The 14,380-nt window shown below is 62.8% G+C and carries 14 protein-coding genes; 7 read left to right on the top strand and 7 right to left on the bottom strand.

From position 1 onward, the window contains the following. Nucleotides 1-15 precede the first annotated feature (15 nt). Nucleotides 16-1,065, bottom strand: coding sequence for an adenylate/guanylate cyclase domain-containing protein (locus tag EEB13_RS09785; protein ID WP_371851348.1), 1,050 nt, complete (start codon nucleotides 1,063-1,065; stop codon nucleotides 16-18). Between the two features lie 196 nt (nucleotides 1,066-1,261). On the opposite strand from EEB13_RS09785, the gene EEB13_RS09780 reads away from it, so the two are divergent. Then, complete coding sequence (locus tag EEB13_RS09780; RefSeq protein ID WP_033236649.1) at nucleotides 1,262-1,975, top strand: DUF6319 family protein; 714 nt, start codon at nucleotides 1,262-1,264, stop codon at nucleotides 1,973-1,975. A gap of 74 nt (nucleotides 1,976-2,049) precedes the next feature. Next, complete coding sequence (locus EEB13_RS09775) at nucleotides 2,050-2,706, top strand: trypsin-like peptidase domain-containing protein (protein WP_141485132.1); 657 nt, start codon at nucleotides 2,050-2,052, stop codon at nucleotides 2,704-2,706. A 41-nt stretch (nucleotides 2,707-2,747) separates the two neighbouring features. Here EEB13_RS09775 and ilvD read toward each other — a convergent pair whose 3' ends face one another. Next, nucleotides 2,748-4,442, bottom strand: a complete 1,695-nt coding sequence (gene ilvD / locus EEB13_RS09770; protein WP_033236651.1) for a dihydroxy-acid dehydratase — start codon at nucleotides 4,440-4,442, stop codon at nucleotides 2,748-2,750. 130 nt (nucleotides 4,443-4,572) lie between these two features. Here ilvD and EEB13_RS09765 point away from each other — a divergent pair, with 130 nt between their 5' ends. The 3 genes from EEB13_RS09765 to EEB13_RS09755 are packed head-to-tail and all read left to right on the top strand — an operon-like array spanning nucleotide 4,573 to nucleotide 7,911. Next, a complete protein-coding gene (locus tag EEB13_RS09765) occupies nucleotides 4,573-6,252 on the top strand; it encodes an alkaline phosphatase D family protein (protein WP_141485131.1) in 1,680 nt (559 codons plus the stop codon). Beyond that, complete coding sequence (locus EEB13_RS09760; RefSeq protein WP_141485130.1) at nucleotides 6,249-7,523, top strand: alkaline phosphatase family protein; 1,275 nt, start codon at nucleotides 6,249-6,251, stop codon at nucleotides 7,521-7,523. The genes EEB13_RS09765 and EEB13_RS09760 overlap by 4 nt, the downstream gene beginning before the upstream one ends. Nucleotides 7,524-7,545: 22 nt before the next feature. After that, complete coding sequence (locus EEB13_RS09755; RefSeq protein ID WP_261984487.1) at nucleotides 7,546-7,911, top strand: HNH endonuclease; 366 nt, start codon at nucleotides 7,546-7,548, stop codon at nucleotides 7,909-7,911. A 10-nt stretch (nucleotides 7,912-7,921) separates the two neighbouring features. On the opposite strand, the gene EEB13_RS09750 is transcribed toward EEB13_RS09755, so the two are convergent. Continuing rightward, nucleotides 7,922-8,479, bottom strand: coding sequence for a TIGR03086 family metal-binding protein (locus EEB13_RS09750; protein WP_141485129.1), 558 nt, complete (start codon nucleotides 8,477-8,479; stop codon nucleotides 7,922-7,924). 81 nt (nucleotides 8,480-8,560) lie between these two features. On the opposite strand from EEB13_RS09750, the gene EEB13_RS09745 reads away from it, so the two are divergent. Further along, complete coding sequence (locus tag EEB13_RS09745; protein ID WP_141485128.1) at nucleotides 8,561-9,793, top strand: winged helix-turn-helix domain-containing protein; 1,233 nt, start codon at nucleotides 8,561-8,563, stop codon at nucleotides 9,791-9,793. Nucleotides 9,794-9,843: 50 nt separating this feature from the next. Here the strand turns inward: EEB13_RS09745 and EEB13_RS09740 are convergent, their stop codons facing one another. From EEB13_RS09740 to echA20, 4 genes are read right to left on the bottom strand one after another with little or no spacing between them, the layout of a single operon-like run. After that, complete coding sequence (locus EEB13_RS09740; protein ID WP_033236657.1) at nucleotides 9,844-10,905, bottom strand: NAD(P)H-dependent flavin oxidoreductase; 1,062 nt, start codon at nucleotides 10,903-10,905, stop codon at nucleotides 9,844-9,846. Next, complete coding sequence (locus tag EEB13_RS09735; protein ID WP_033236658.1) at nucleotides 10,902-11,657, bottom strand: CoA-transferase subunit beta; 756 nt, start codon at nucleotides 11,655-11,657, stop codon at nucleotides 10,902-10,904. Before EEB13_RS09735 ends, EEB13_RS09740 begins: the two co-directional genes overlap by 4 nt. Next, entirely contained in the window at nucleotides 11,654-12,547 is an 894-nt protein-coding gene (gene ipdA / locus EEB13_RS09730) for a cholesterol ring-cleaving hydrolase subunit IpdA (protein ID WP_033236659.1), read from the bottom strand. Before ipdA ends, EEB13_RS09735 begins: the two co-directional genes overlap by 4 nt. 6 nt (nucleotides 12,548-12,553) lie before the next feature. Then, nucleotides 12,554-13,330 (bottom strand): (7aS)-7a-methyl-1,5-dioxo-2,3,5,6,7,7a-hexahydro-1H-indene-carboxyl-CoA hydrolase, encoded by a 777-nt coding sequence (echA20, locus tag EEB13_RS09725; RefSeq protein WP_033236660.1) that lies wholly within the window; start codon nucleotides 13,328-13,330, stop codon nucleotides 12,554-12,556. 102 nt (nucleotides 13,331-13,432) lie between these two features. Between echA20 and EEB13_RS09720 the strand changes: the two genes are divergently transcribed. Next, nucleotides 13,433-14,347: an SDR family oxidoreductase gene (locus EEB13_RS09720; RefSeq protein WP_033236661.1), complete on the top strand. Its 915-nt coding sequence runs from the start codon at nucleotides 13,433-13,435 to the stop codon at nucleotides 14,345-14,347. The last annotated feature ends 33 nt before the right edge of the window (nucleotides 14,348-14,380 follow it).

Raw genomic sequence — 14,380 nt, 5'->3', positions numbered from 1 at the left:
TGCGGTTCGAGATCTTTAGGGTTCGAGATTTCGTCGTAGTACGTACTGTTCGAGGCGGTCGATGCCACGCACGCGACGCGGCCGGAGGTGGCGGAGCTTGAAATTGGCATCGTCGCTCACTGCGGCAGCCAATTCCGAATCGATCAGGACCGTGCCGGGACGCGCGGAACTGGTGAGACGGGCAGCTTTGTTGACCACCGACCCGTACAGATCGCCGAAACGCACGAGCGTCGGACCCATGGCAAGACCCACGCGCAGTTGTGGATCGTCGTGGTCGGCGAGCACGGCGCTTTGAATCTGCAAGGCGATTTCGGCAGCGTGACGGGGGCTTTCCACAGCGAACATCACCTCGTCACCGACAGTTTTGACGACCCACCCGAAGTTTCGGCCGATGATTTCGGTTGACGCGGATTCGAAGCGTTCGAGCAAATCGTTCAGCTCGGTGGGATCCAGTCCCCGAGTCAGTGAGGTGTATCCGACGATGTCGGCAAAACCGACGATCAAGATCCGGCTGGAGAATTCTTCTCCGGGGTTTCCGACGTTCCGTCCCGTCGACGAAGCGATGTGCCTCTTCCATACGTAGGTCTGGAGCGACTCGACAGCGGGGATGATCTCGGCGCCGAGTCGCAGAATTTGCTTGCGGATCGCCTCGGGATCGTCATCCGCGGACTCCGTCAATTGATCGACGATGTGAGTACCGATGATCGACACCTGCCATTCGGCGAGACGCGACATCGATTGGCCCAGCGCGCGTGCCGCAGCGACTTCGCTACTGCGCGAGATGATTCCACGATCGACCATGGTGATGATGCCCTGCAACGCATCGGCGTCCTGTTGGGTGAACATGACGGCGTCCGGGTCGTCGTCGACGGCAAATCCCATCGCGACCCACAGGCGATCTGCGCGCTCGCGGGAAACACCCGCGAATTCGGCGATCTGAGACTGCGTGTAACAACGAGGACCGCCGAGGAGGAACTCTTCGACGTCGGACTGAATGCGACTGAAGGTAGGGGCGTCGAACCCACTTCGCGACAGTGACGCGGATGGTTCGGTGCCCTCGTCGATCGGTGCTGACTCCGAACTGCTCACTGTGCTCCTTGCGTCCCATGTTGCGGTGTTGTCGACACTATCTTTCACGTGCTGCCTGCCGAACAGTACTGAATTCGGCGAACCTGAGCGGCGCTGCGCGGGAACACGTCGGTGCCCTGTGCAAGAGTTGCCCCGAGAAAAGCTCTACCGACACTCTCGAAAGGATTTGCGCATGCCACCCCGTAGACGTTCCGGCGCTACCGCATCAACGCCGGATCACCTCACTGCGGAAAATTTGGCAGCTCTCGCCACGGCAGTCGCCGAAGGCAAACGCGCCACCGTATACCTGCGCGAGGCAACTCCCAGCCTCGGCATCGACGCAGGCACTTCCGCGAAGGTGGTGTCGGTGGACGGAAATACCGTGCTGATCCGCCCCAAGGGCGTGAACGACGAATTGCCCTTCGAGGCAGAGGAATTGCGAATCAACCGCGTCGCGTCGACGCCCCCCAAGCCGGCGCCCCGCCCTAAACCAGTTGTGGAGTCCGAACCGCTCATGGAACCACTCGTCGAAACTCGGCCGAAGCCCCGAACCGTACCGGCAGCAGCCGCTCCGGCCCCTGCGCCCGTTGCGGCTCCCGCGCCTCGTCCGGCGGTCAAGCGTGCCAAGAAACTACCGCCAGGAGTCAGCGTCACCATCCATGCCGGCGCCGACAACGACTGGAGCGTCACCGTCACTTTGGGAGCCAAGCGGCCGGGCAAAGCGGTCCCGGTGGCACCCGATGCAGTTGAGCGCGCAATCCGCGAACTGGGTGAACCGACGGCCATCGAAGCCGTCGAATCGATCATCGTGGAGGCGCGCGACGCAGCGGCCGCCAGAGTGGACGAGCTCAGCCGTCAACTCGAAGAAGCACGCAAGATGCTCGAAGCGCTGGGGACCAACGAGTAACTCTCCTGCGTAGGTGCCGAGTTTCCGGGGTATGCGATTTGTGCAGCGGGGACTATCTCGGCGGGGAGTGTGTGATGTTGCAGAGAATCATTTCCGTTTTGGCGGCGGTCGTAATTGCACTGGGACTCGGGTTGGTGGTCACAGGGACGGCCGTTGCCGCGGCAACACCCCTCGGCGGGGGCAGCGGCATCATCATCAGCGACGAGACGATATGTACGTTGACAACGATCGGGCGTGACAACGGCGGTCGGCTGGTGGGGATCACTGCAGGTCACTGTGGCGGACCTGGTTCGACGGTTGTTCCGGAGGATGACGAGGGAGCCGGGGTCGTCGGCACCTTCGTCGAGTCCAATTCGGAGCTCGACTACGCCATCATCGAGTTCGATCCGGCAAAAGTGACGCCCGTGCGGACCGTCGACAGTGCCACCATCACGTCAATCGGCCAGCCGGCGAGCTTCCCGGCCATCGCCTGCAAAGAAGGTCGGACAACGGGGCAGACGTGCGGCGTCGTGTGGGGAAATCTGAGCGCCGACGCCCAGACCTGGACGCAGGTGTGTGTTGACCACGGCGATTCCGGAGCCCCTGTCACCGTCGGAACCACATTGGTGGCGATGGTGAACGCCTACCTGTACGTGCCGTGTCTGGGGCCGGAACTCGGCACCAACATGTCCTCGATCATCGCGGATATCAATTCCGATGGAGGCGTCGGTGCCGGGTTCCAGCCGATCTAGATCGGTGCGCTGTCTGGCATCAGCGCGCTACCTGTTCGGGTTCAGCCGCACACTGCTCCACCTGACGCTGATCCCACCAGCTTGGTGTACTTCGCCAGCACACCGCGTGTGTAGCGCGGCGGAAGTGGCTCCCAACCTTCTTTGCGGGCAAGCAGTTCCGAGTCGTCGACAAGCAGTTCCAACAGTCCGGTACTGACGTCGAGCCGGATCTGATCGCCGTCGCGCACAAACGCGATGGGACCGCCGTCCACCGCCTCGGGCGCGACGTGCCCGACGCATAGGCCGGTCGTTCCGCCGGAGAATCGTCCGTCGGTCAGCAGCAGGACGTCTTTGCCCAGGCCTGCGCCCTTGATAGCGCCCGTAATGGCCAGCATCTCGCGCATCCCGGGGCCGCCCTTGGGGCCTTCGTATCGGATCACCACAACATCACCGGCAGTGATCGTGCCGTCCTCGAGAGCGTCCATCGCGGCGCGTTCGCGTTCGAAAACTCGTGCAGTGCCGGTGAATACGTCGGATTCGAATCCGGCTGACTTGACGACTGCGCCGCCGGGAGCCAACGAGCCCTTGAGGATCGTGATGCCGCCGGTCGGGTGAATGGGCTTGTTCATCGCCCGTAGAACCTTGCCGTCCGGATCGGGCGGGGTGATGTGCGCCAGATTCTCCGCCACGGTCTTGCCGGTAACGGTCAGGCAATCGCCGTGCATGAGACCGGCGTCGAGCAACGCCTTCATGATGACGGGAACTCCGCCGATGCGGTCGACGTCGGTCATGACGTGTTTTCCGAAAGGCTTCACGTCGGCAAGGTGGGGAACCTTGGCCCCGACACGAGCAAAATCGTCGAGTGTCAGAGGGACGTACGCTTCGTGAGCGATCGCGAGGAGATGGAGCACCGCATTGGTGGAACCACCAAATGCCATGACAACCGCTATCGCGTTCTCGAATGCTTCCTTGGTGAGGATGTCGCGGGTGGTGATTCCCCGACGGAGGAGTTCGACGACGGCTTTGCCGCTCTCGCGCGCGAATCCGTCGCGTCGACGGTCGGGCGCAGGCGGCGACGCGCTGCCGGGAAGGGACATACCCATGGCCTCCGCGGCACTGGCCATGGTGTTTGCGGTGTACATACCGCCGCAGGCACCCTCGCCGGGGCAGATGGCGCGCTCGATGGTGTCGACGTCTTCGCGGCTCATCAGCCCGCGGGCACACGCTCCCACAGCTTCGAAGGCGTCGATGACGGTGACTTCGCGTTCAGTGCCGTCGGACAGCTTTGCGACGCCGGGCAACGTGGAACCGGCGTAGAGGAACACGCTGGCGAGGTCGAGGCGAGCGGCCGCCATCAACATGCCGGGCAGTGATTTGTCGCAGCCGGCAAGGAGGACGGAACCGTCGAGGCGCTCGGCCTGCATGACGGTTTCCACGCTGTCCGCGATGACTTCACGGGAGACGAGGGAGAAGTGCATACCCTCGTGACCCATCGAAATGCCGTCGGACACCGAGATGGTGCCGAATTCGAGGGGGAACCCACCGCCCTCCCGGACACCTTCCTTGACGGCTTTGGCAAGGCGGTCGAGGGACAGGTTGCACGGGGTGATCTCGTTCCAGGAGGACGCGACGCCGATCTGGGACTTGACCCAGTCGTCGTCACCCATTCCTACTGCTCGCAACATGCCTCGCGCTGCGGTCTTTTCCAGTCCGTCGGTGACGTCACGACTTCTGGGCTTGATGTCGGGTTCGGTCATTTGCCAAGCATAGGCTCCACCTGTGCGCCTTTCTGGTAGCCGGCACTACCGAAAAGGCGCACAGGCGAAGCCTGGGTGAACATTCCGAAGCTCTCTTGAACATCTGTTCAGATGCAGATTCACTCCTAGCGTGCACACGAATGCCTTTGATCGAATAACCAGACGTGGCCTCCTGCAGAGTTCGGCAGCACTTGCCGGTGCGGTGGGCCTCGGTGTCGCCTCGGCGAACCGTGCGAGTGCCGCGGTGCCTGCCGGCTTCAACCACGGCGTTGCGTCCGGTGACCCACTGCCGGACGCCGTCATCATCTGGACGCGCATCACGCCGACGGCCGACGCGACCCCGGGTTCGGGGATCGGGCCGGCAGTGACGCTGAACTGGCACGTCGCGACCGATGAGGGGTTTGCGACTGTTGTGGCGTCGGGAAGTGTTGTGGCTTCGGCAGGTTCGGATCACACTGCCAAAGTTGATGTGACGGGACTCGATTCCTCCACTACGTACTGGTACCGATTCACCACCGGTTCGGTAGTTTCGCCCGTCGGCCGCACACGCACCGCTCCGTCGAATTCGGCAGATCTCGAACGGATGCGCTTCGGTGTTGTCTCCTGCTCCAACTGGGAGGCCGGGTATTTCGGTGCCTACCGCCATCTCGGGTTCCGGGAGGATCTCGATGCGATCATCCACTTGGGCGATTACATCTACGAATACGGTCAGGGGGAATACGGCGCGAGAAACGGATCGGTACGGCTGCACGAACCGGCACACGAGATCATTTCCCTGGCCGACTACCGAATCCGGCACGCGCAGTACAAGACCGACCCGGACCTTGCGGCTCTGCATCTGAAACTGCCCTTCATCACCACGTGGGACGATCACGAATCGGCGGACAATGCGTTCCGGGACGGCGCCGAAAACCACACTTCCGGTGTCGAAGGCGATTGGGTGGATCGAAAGGCCAACTCGGCCAAGGCCTATTTCGAGTGGATGCCGGTTCGGCCCTCTGGCAGTGGTTCGAGCGTTCAACTGTACCGGCGGTTCCGCTTCGGGAACCTGGCAGAAATCTCGATGCTGGATTTGCGCACGTACCGCGACGAGCAGCCCACATTGCGTCAGATCGACGACCCGAATCGCACCATTACCGGACGCGCGCAAATGGATTGGCTCACCAGCGGCATCGTCAGCTCGCCGGCGCAATGGAAGATCGTCGGCAATCCCGTCATGATCACCCCATGTGTGTTTCCGCCGCTCGAACCGGCTACTACCGCGGCGCTGACCGAACTGGTGGGAATCCCGCAGGCCGGGTTCCCGTACAACACCGATCAGTGGGACGGCTACACCGCCGACCGCACACGACTGTTCGACGCCATCACGTCGAACAACGTTGACAACACAGTCTTTATCACCGGTGACATTCACACGTCGTGGGCGTGTGACCTGCCCACTAACGCCGCCAACTATCCGGGTGGACCGACCGTCGGAGCTGAGTTCGTTGTTCCGTCGGTGACCTCTCCCAACATCGACGACATGTTGAAAGTGCCGCCGCGCACCGCATCCGTTGCGGCAGAAGAAGCGTTCAAGGCGGTCAATCGCCACGTTCGGTACGTCGAATTGGATTCGCACGGATACGGCGTATTCGACATCGCCCGCGACGGTACCCAGATGGATTGGTATTTCGTCGACAACGTCACCGATCCACAGAGCAACGCCCACTACGCAACCAGCTACCGCCTGCCTGCCGGTGCCGGTGCCAGGGTAGCTCCGTCCTTCAGTCCGCTCGACCCGAACTCGTACCGACCAGGAGTCAACCAGTGAGCCTCGAACTCTCCCGCCGCAACGTCTTGATCGGCGGAAGTGTGCTTGCCGGAACAGCTTTGCTCGGTGCGCCCGCGCACGCGGGTGTGCCTACCGGTGGCGGTCTGCCCGATGTCGACGTCTACGTCGTCGTTGTCGACGGTATGCGCCCGGACGAACTGCGAGCAGATCTCACTCCGATGCTGACCGGCCTGGCCGCGGGCGGTGTCCACTACCCGAATGCCAGCGCGATCAATATCGCCGAGACGCTTCCCAACCACACGGCGATGATGACGGGTGTGTACCCCGTGCGTTCGGGTGTGCCGGCCAATTCCGTCTACGACCCGGCGATCGACAAGAAGCGCGACCTCGATCAGGCATCGGATCTGCAGACGTCGACGGTCCTCGACCGCGCGCGCACCGAACTCGGGTTGACCACTGCGAGTGTGCTGTCCAAGCAATACCTGCACGGACTGTTCGGTGATCGCGCATCCGTCGTCTGGGATCCGCAACCGCTGCTTCCCGGCACCGAGCACGCCCCGGACAACTTCACGATCGACGCGTTGATCCGGATCGTCGGCGAGAGCTCACCGCGGTTGTCGTTCACCAACCTCGGCGACGTGGACCGTGTTGGTCACCTTGATCTTTCGGGACCGTCGATTCGGATCGCGCGGACCGCCGCACTGCAGAACACCGACAATCAGGTACGACGCTTTGTCGATTTCCTTCACAGCACCGGACGGTGGAATCGGAGCGTCCTCATTGTGCTGGCCGATCACTCGATGGACTGGTCGGAGCCAACGCGCCTTATCGGGCTGGATCGTCCGCTCAACGCAGATCCGTTGTTGGCAGGGAAGATCCGCATCGCGCAGAACGGTGGCGCCGATCTGATCTACTTCGTAGGACCGGATCAGGAACGGGCCGAGGCTGTTCGACGTACTCAGGAAATTGTCTCCGCCGTCGACGGTGTCGAATCGAGCCATCTGCCGGCGGAATTCAATCTCGGTGACAATGCCGGCGATGTTGTTGCGTTCTGCGCACAGGGGTGGCGGTTCAGTGATCCGACACCGCTGTCCAACCCGATCCCTGGCAATCACGGCCACTCCGTGACACTGCCGATTCCGTTCTTCCTCAGTGGTGGGCATCCTGGCCTCGACGGCGGCCGCCGCGTCGACACCCCCGTGCGCACGATCGACGTGGCGCCGACAGTGGCGGCACTCCTGGGTCTTCCGGCACCGACTGGCGGGTGGGACGGTGCCGCTCGCACGGCGGGTGTCGCGGTAGGTGTCTAGCGGCGGTCAGTAGCATGACGAGGTGACGATCAACCGCAGTCGCAAAGCCCGATACGCGCGCAAACGCAAGCGCCGGATGGACAGCACGACACACGACCTCAGCACCGAGCAGTGGGCCGCGCTCAGATCCTCGTGGGGTGGGTGCGCCTACTGCGGCGCGCAAGACGTACCGCTGCAACGTGATTGTGTTCTCGCGATCTCGCGGGGAGGCCGTTACACCCTCGACAACATTGCGCCGGCCTGCGCGTCGTGCAACGCCAGCAAATGCAACAGCGAAGTCACACTCTGGTTGCGTCGCAAAGGGTACGACGAGAAGTCGTTCTTACTCCGTCACGCCGAGATCGGTATCGATTTGAGAGGGCGTTTCTCGGAGGCAGAACTCCTTTAGCGCGTCTCCTTCAGCGCGGATCACGGCCGGTCAGTGCCATCAACTTGTCCTGCAGAGGCGAGTCCTCGGGAATCTCGACCGGGGCGGCAAACAAACCGCTTTCGGCCAGCATGTCGCGTTGACCGTCGAGATCGGACCAGACGGCTTCGACGAGCGTCGGGTCCAAACGGTCGTCCGCACCAACTGCCCGTGCCAGATCCCACGCGTGAATGGTGACGTCGGACGTCTGCTGACGCAGATACGGCTCCATGTTCACCGTGCCGTAGGACAGATGAACCTGCGTATCGAGATTTGTCGATTTCCAGGCGTTGATCGCGGCTTCGGAGTACTTCTGCCATTCGGTCCACAGGTCGTCACCAACCGGAACGATGTCCGGCGTCGCTTCGCCCACGGTGAGCCCGGACAGCAGCGGAGGCACCCACTGTTGTTCCTCGATCACATGACGAACCAGGTGTTCCACCTGCCAGTCGGAATCGGGGGTAGGCACATTCCAGTCCTCGACCTGAGCGAGTCGCGAACCGAATTCGCGGTGGGCAGTGAGCACGAGTTCGAGCCAGTCAAATTCCACACTGGAGGGTAACCCGATCTTGGCGGGCTCAATCGTTGTTTTCGATTTTGCTGTCGGAGGTGATGGCTAGTCTTCACGAGTATGAGCGAAGTAGTGTCTCCGGCCGCGGCGCGTCGCATCGCGCTTGCAGCTCAGGGGTTTGGAAAAGCGCATCCTGCAGCCGTGACACGACGCAATCTGATCGGAGTGATGGACCGCTTGCAGGTGCTCCAGATCGATTCGGTCAACGTATTCGAGCGCAGTCATTATCTGCCGATCTATGCGCGAATGGGTGCGTACGACAAGTCGAGACTCGACCAGCTCGCCTTCGCACCGGGATCGGGATACCTCGAATACTGGGGCCACGAAGCGACATTCCTACCCGTCGACATGTGGCCGCTGTTCCGTTGGCGAATGGATCAGTTTCGGGAAAAGGCCCTCGCAGACAAGAATGGATGGGCATCCGATCGGCTCGACTTTCTCGAGTGGTTGCGCAGCGAATTGCGGGACAACGGGCCGATGGCGGCGAGCGAGGTCGAGCACGACGCGAACACGCGGCGCGGACCCTGGTGGGGGTGGTCCGACGTGAAGGTCGGCCTGGAGACCCTGTTCCGGTGGGGCGAGGTGGTATCGGCAGGTCGAGCGGGGTTCGAACGTCGCTACGCACTCGCCGAGAACATACTGCCGCCGGCGATACTCGACGCCAGGGTGGAGCGGCCGGACGCGATCCGTGAGCTTGTGCTGCGCGGAGTGCGGGCACACGGACTGGGCACTCTCGACGATATCGCCGACTACTTTCGACTCCCCAGCGCCGAGACACGAGTTGCACTGCGAGAGCTCGAAGACGCCGGCAGCGTGCGCCCCGCCTCCGTCGAAGGTTGGGAGCGTCGAGGAAAGCCGCGAGAGGTATGGATCGATCCTCAGGCCAAACGGCCAAGGGCAATTCGGGCCGACGCTCTGTTGTCTCCCTTCGATCCGGTCGTATGGGCGCGTGATCGAGCGTTGCGGCTCTTCGACTTTCACTACCGGATCGAGATCTACACTCCCGCCCACAAGCGGGTCCACGGTTACTATGTCCTGCCGGTGCTGATCGACGACAAGATCTGTGCGCGAGTCGATCTCAAGAATGACCGTCAGAACCGTCAACTGATCGTGCGCTCCGCCTGGGCAGAACCCGACGCCGACGCAGATACTGCACCGCGCCTGGCGGCGCTGCTCCGGCGAACCGCACTCTGGCAGGGCTGCGAGACCGTCGTGGTGGAGAACAAGGGAACGATGGCGGCGGAGTTGGCGGACGCGATGAGAGCTGTGCCCGACGCAGCTTTAACGCACTGAGTGCGCCTCCCCTGATATCGGGGGAGACGCACTCAGTGATTGCTACGTGTTCAGCGAAGAGCGGCCAGCGCGTCGATGCGCTTGACGGCGTCTTCCATGATGCTGTCGATCAGTTCCTTGCAGCTGGGCAGATCGTTGATCATGCCGACAACCTGACCCGACGCCAGCACACCGGCTTCGGTGTTACCTTCCACCAGACCGGCTTTGAGCAACATCGGGGTATTGGCGGCCATGATGATCTGCATGATGGTGCGGTCGCCGGATCGCTTCATCGCGATTCCGTCCTTGGCGAGCGTCGACCACTTCATGCCGGTCATTGCCTTGAACTTCATGGCGTTCTTGGCGGCAGCGATCAAACCGGTTGCGTAGCTGGAACCTTCGAGGCTGTTGACCAGGTCGGTGTTGAGCACACGGTGCGGCATGCCGTCGACCTTGCGTGAAACGGTCGTATCCGTCAGTCCGCGCTTGAGGTATTCCTGCTTGACGGAATCCGGTACCGAGGAATCGCTCGTGAGCAGGAAACGGGTGCCCATCGCCACGCCGGCAGCGCCGTACGCGAGTGCAGCCGTCAGGCCGCGGCCGTCGAAGAATCCGCCACCGGCGATAACCGGAATGTCGACGGCGTCGAGGACCGAGGGGAGCAGAAGGGTTGTTGCCACACCGCCGGTGTGACCGCCACCCTCGCCGCCCTGGACGACGACGGCGTCCGCGCCCCAGGACGCAACCTTCACGGCATGCTTTGCAGCACCGATGGACGGAACGACAACAATGCCGTTGTCCTTGAGCTTGGAGATCAGATCCTTCTTGGGAGCCAAGGCAAATGACGCAACCTTGACACCTTCGCGGATGAGCAGATCGATACGCTGCTTCGCGTCGGTGGCGTCGGCGCGCATGTTGACGCCGAAGGGCTTGTTCGTGAGCTGCTTCGTCTTCTTGATGGCGTGCTCGAGCTCGTCGTACGTCATCGTGGCCGAAGCCAGGATGCCCAGACCGCCGGCGTTAGCCGTCGCCGACGTGAGAGCGGGACCGGAAACCCAGCCCATGCCTGTCTGCACGATCGGGTAGTCCACGCCGACCAGTTCGGTCAGCGCAGTCTTGAGGGTGGGGGTCATGCCGAGACCTCACGGTCCCGCAGGTTGCGCGGGTCGAGGGTCTCGCGAATGAGGTGGAGCTCTTCTACTGTGGGTTCGCGGGTGACGCCTGCCTCGGCGAGTCCGGCAACCTCGAACGAGGTGTTCTCGGCAACCTCTTCGGCCGTGACGCCGGGGTGAAGGCTCAACGCGCGGAAGGTGTTTCCCGGTCCGCCGAAGTCGAAGACACCGAGGTTGGTGACAACGCGGGGGATGTTGAGGTACTTGTATGCCGGGTTCTCGGGATCGATCTGGTCGTAGCCGACGCCGCACACCACGTCGACCTTGTCGACGAACACTCGCTTGGAGTGCTTGGGGACGAAGTAGCTCGTGGCGTGGTTGATCGTGTTACCCGGAGCGCCGCGCACACCGAACATCTGACGCGACGGCTGCTGAAGCGGGCCGAAAGCGGAGAGGTTCTGGTTACCGTGGCGATCGAGCTGGTTTGCGCCCATGACCACGTGGCGACGACCGGAAGCGACCACGTCGAACACCTTGCGGAACGGCATCCATCCTTCGATGGGGCCCTTCGTTCCCACTGCTGGGGTGTCCTCGAGGATGAGGGCTTCGCCGTCGGTGATCAGGAGATCAGGTTCGGTGGTCAGGCGGGCAAGGCGAGCGCCGATGGTCGATGACGTCGACATCGGGCTGGCCATGATTTCACCTGCGCCGGAGAAGATTTCGGCGCAAGCCAGGACTACGTACTCTGCGCGGGTGACGGTGGATTCGCTCATGACGCCTGCTCCTCTGCAAACTTCTTTACTGCGGCCTGGTAATCCTCTTCGCTGCCGGAGAGGAAGGTGTCGACAAATGCCTGCCACGACTCGGGGGTCTTTGCGGCTTCGGCGTAGTGACGCTGGAACTTCTCGTCGCGGCCGTAGCTCTCGCCGGCAAGGGTGAAGTGCGCGCCGTTCGGGGCCTCGACGACACCGTCGACCATCATGCGGTTGATCAGAAGATTCTGCAGCGGAACGGATTTGACCAGTTCCTCGGTTTCGACGATGCGTTCCACCGAGACATAACGCTTCTCCGCTGCCATGCAGTACAGGTCGTCGAAGTACGGGTCGACGCCGTTGTATGCGGCATTGCCGTGCTTGTCGCCGAGGTTGAGGTGAACGAACGACGCGTCGAGGTTGAGCGCGGGCATCGCGATCAGGGTCTCGGAGCGGCCGTCGGCCTCGGGGTACGGGGAGGTGACGGTCTTGAGTTCGTCGCCCCAGAAGTTACGGACATCGGATCCCAGGCCTGCGCGGATCGGCAGGAAGGGGAGACGGGCAGCTGCAGCTTCGAGGCCGCACTTGACCATTCCCTCGTCCATTTCGCGGGACTCGATCTCACCGTTGGTGCGTGCCTTGGCAAACCACGGATCGTAGAACGGAGCCGAGTCCAGGGACACGAAGCCGTAGTACGCCTTCTTGACCTTGCCGGCCGAGCACAGCAGGCCGAGATCCGGTCCACCGTACGTGACGACGGTCAGGTCCTTGATGTCCGAACGCAGGATCGCGCGCACGAAAGCCATCGGCTTACGGCGAGATCCCCAGCCGCCCAATCCGATGGTCATTCCGGAGCGAAGCTCGCCGACAACCTCGTCGAGCGACATTGTCTTGTCACGCTTGCTAGCCATGATGTCTCAGCCTTCCTTCTGGGTTGCGTTCTCACGCGGCTTGCCGGTTGCGACGAACTCGTCGCGATGCTCGTCGGACACACCGAGCAGGTTGAGCTCGAAGGTGTATCCCTGCTCGAGGCGGTAGCTGCTCTTGACGTCGACGGGGTCGATGCCGTTGATGGCTTCCTTCGCACACCGGATGATGCGGGTGTCCTTGGCGGCGATCTTGGCGGCGATCTCGCGGGCGCAATCGTCGAGCTTCTCGCGCGGGACGACGTCGTAGACGCTGCCGAACTGCTTGAGTGTGTGGGCGTCGACGCTCTGCGCCGTGTAGTACAGCGTGCGCATCATGTGCTGCGGCACCAGGCGAGCGAGGTGCGTGGCTGCGCCGAGTGCACCGCGGTCGACCTCGGGGAGGGAGAAGATCGCGTCGTCGGACGCGACGATGACGTCAGCGTTGCCGACCAGACCGATGCCGCCGCCGACGCAGAATCCGTTGACTGCCACGACGACCGGAACGGCGCAGTCGTAGACCGCGGCAAAAGCAGCAGCGCAACCGCGGTTGGCAGCAACCAGAGCGTCGTAGCCGTCGGTGGCCTGCATCTCCTTGATGTCGACGCCGGCGTTGAATCCGCGGCCTTCGGCTCGCAGGATCACGACGTGGGTATTGAGGTCCTTACCTGCGGCGAGGATCGCGTCGGCGAGATCGAACCATCCCTGCGAGGGGATTGCATTGACCGGTGCGTAGTCGATGGTGACCGTGGTGATGCCGGTCCCGTCGGAGGAGGTGCTGATGCCCATAGCGGGTTTCCTTACGTCTGTGTACCAAACCAAGCGATTGCTTGGTAAGTTAGCACACAAGCGGAGCCGACAAGCCCGAGCAGAGTGCAATAGGAGATAAAAATGAGTGGATTGGTCGATGGACGCGTAGTCATCATCACCGGGGCAGGTCGCGGTATCGGACGCGCGCACGCACTGGCATTCGCGGCAGAGGGCGCCAAGGTTGTCGTCAACGACATCGGTGCAGGCGCGGACGGCTCCGCAACCGGCGAGAGCCCGGCCGAGCAGGTAGTCGCCGAAATCATCGCAGCCGGCGGCGAGGCCGTCGTCAACGGTGACGACGTCGCAGACTGGGCGGGTGCGGAAAACCTCATCAAGACCGCCATCGACAACTTCGGTCGCCTCGACGTGCTCGTCAACAACGCCGGCTTCCTGCGTGACCGCATGCTCGTCGGTATGAGCGAAGCCGAATGGGACGCCGTCACCCGCGTCCACCTCAAGGGTCACTTCGCGCCCCTGCGTCACGCCGCCGCCTACTGGCGCGCCGAGGCCAAGGCAGGCAACCCGATCGACGCACGCATCATCAACACCAGCTCGGGCGCCGGACTGCAGGGCTCCATCGGCCAGGGCAACTACGCCGCAGCCAAGGCCGGCATCGCCGAGATGACCATCCAGGCAGCAGCAGAGTTCAAGAATTACGGCGTCAGCGTCAACGCAATCGCGCCGTCCGCGCGTACCCGCATGACGGTCGGTGCCGGCGGCGCCATGGCCGAGATGATGGCAGCTCCGGAAGAGGGCTTCGACGCCATGGCTCCGGAGAACGTCTCACCGCTCGTCGTGTGGCTCGGTAGCGCAGAGTCCAAGGATGTCACGGGACGCGTCTTCGAGATCGAGGGCGGCAAGATCACCGTCGCAGAAGGATGGCGTCACGGCCCGAGCGAAGACAAGGGTGATCGCTGGGACCCGAAGGAAATCGGACCCGTCGTGGCATCGCTGTTGGAGAAGGCCGAGACCCCGACGCCGGTGTACGGAGCTTGATCACATACTGATTCTGAAGGATTTCGCTCGCTC

This window comes from Rhodococcus sp. WS3 (genome assembly GCF_003797085.1).
Classification (GTDB): domain Bacteria; phylum Actinomycetota; class Actinomycetes; order Mycobacteriales; family Mycobacteriaceae; genus Rhodococcus_F; species Rhodococcus_F globerula.
The sequence above is the reverse complement of the archived record's forward strand: the minus strand, read 5'-3'. Positions and strand labels throughout refer to the sequence as shown.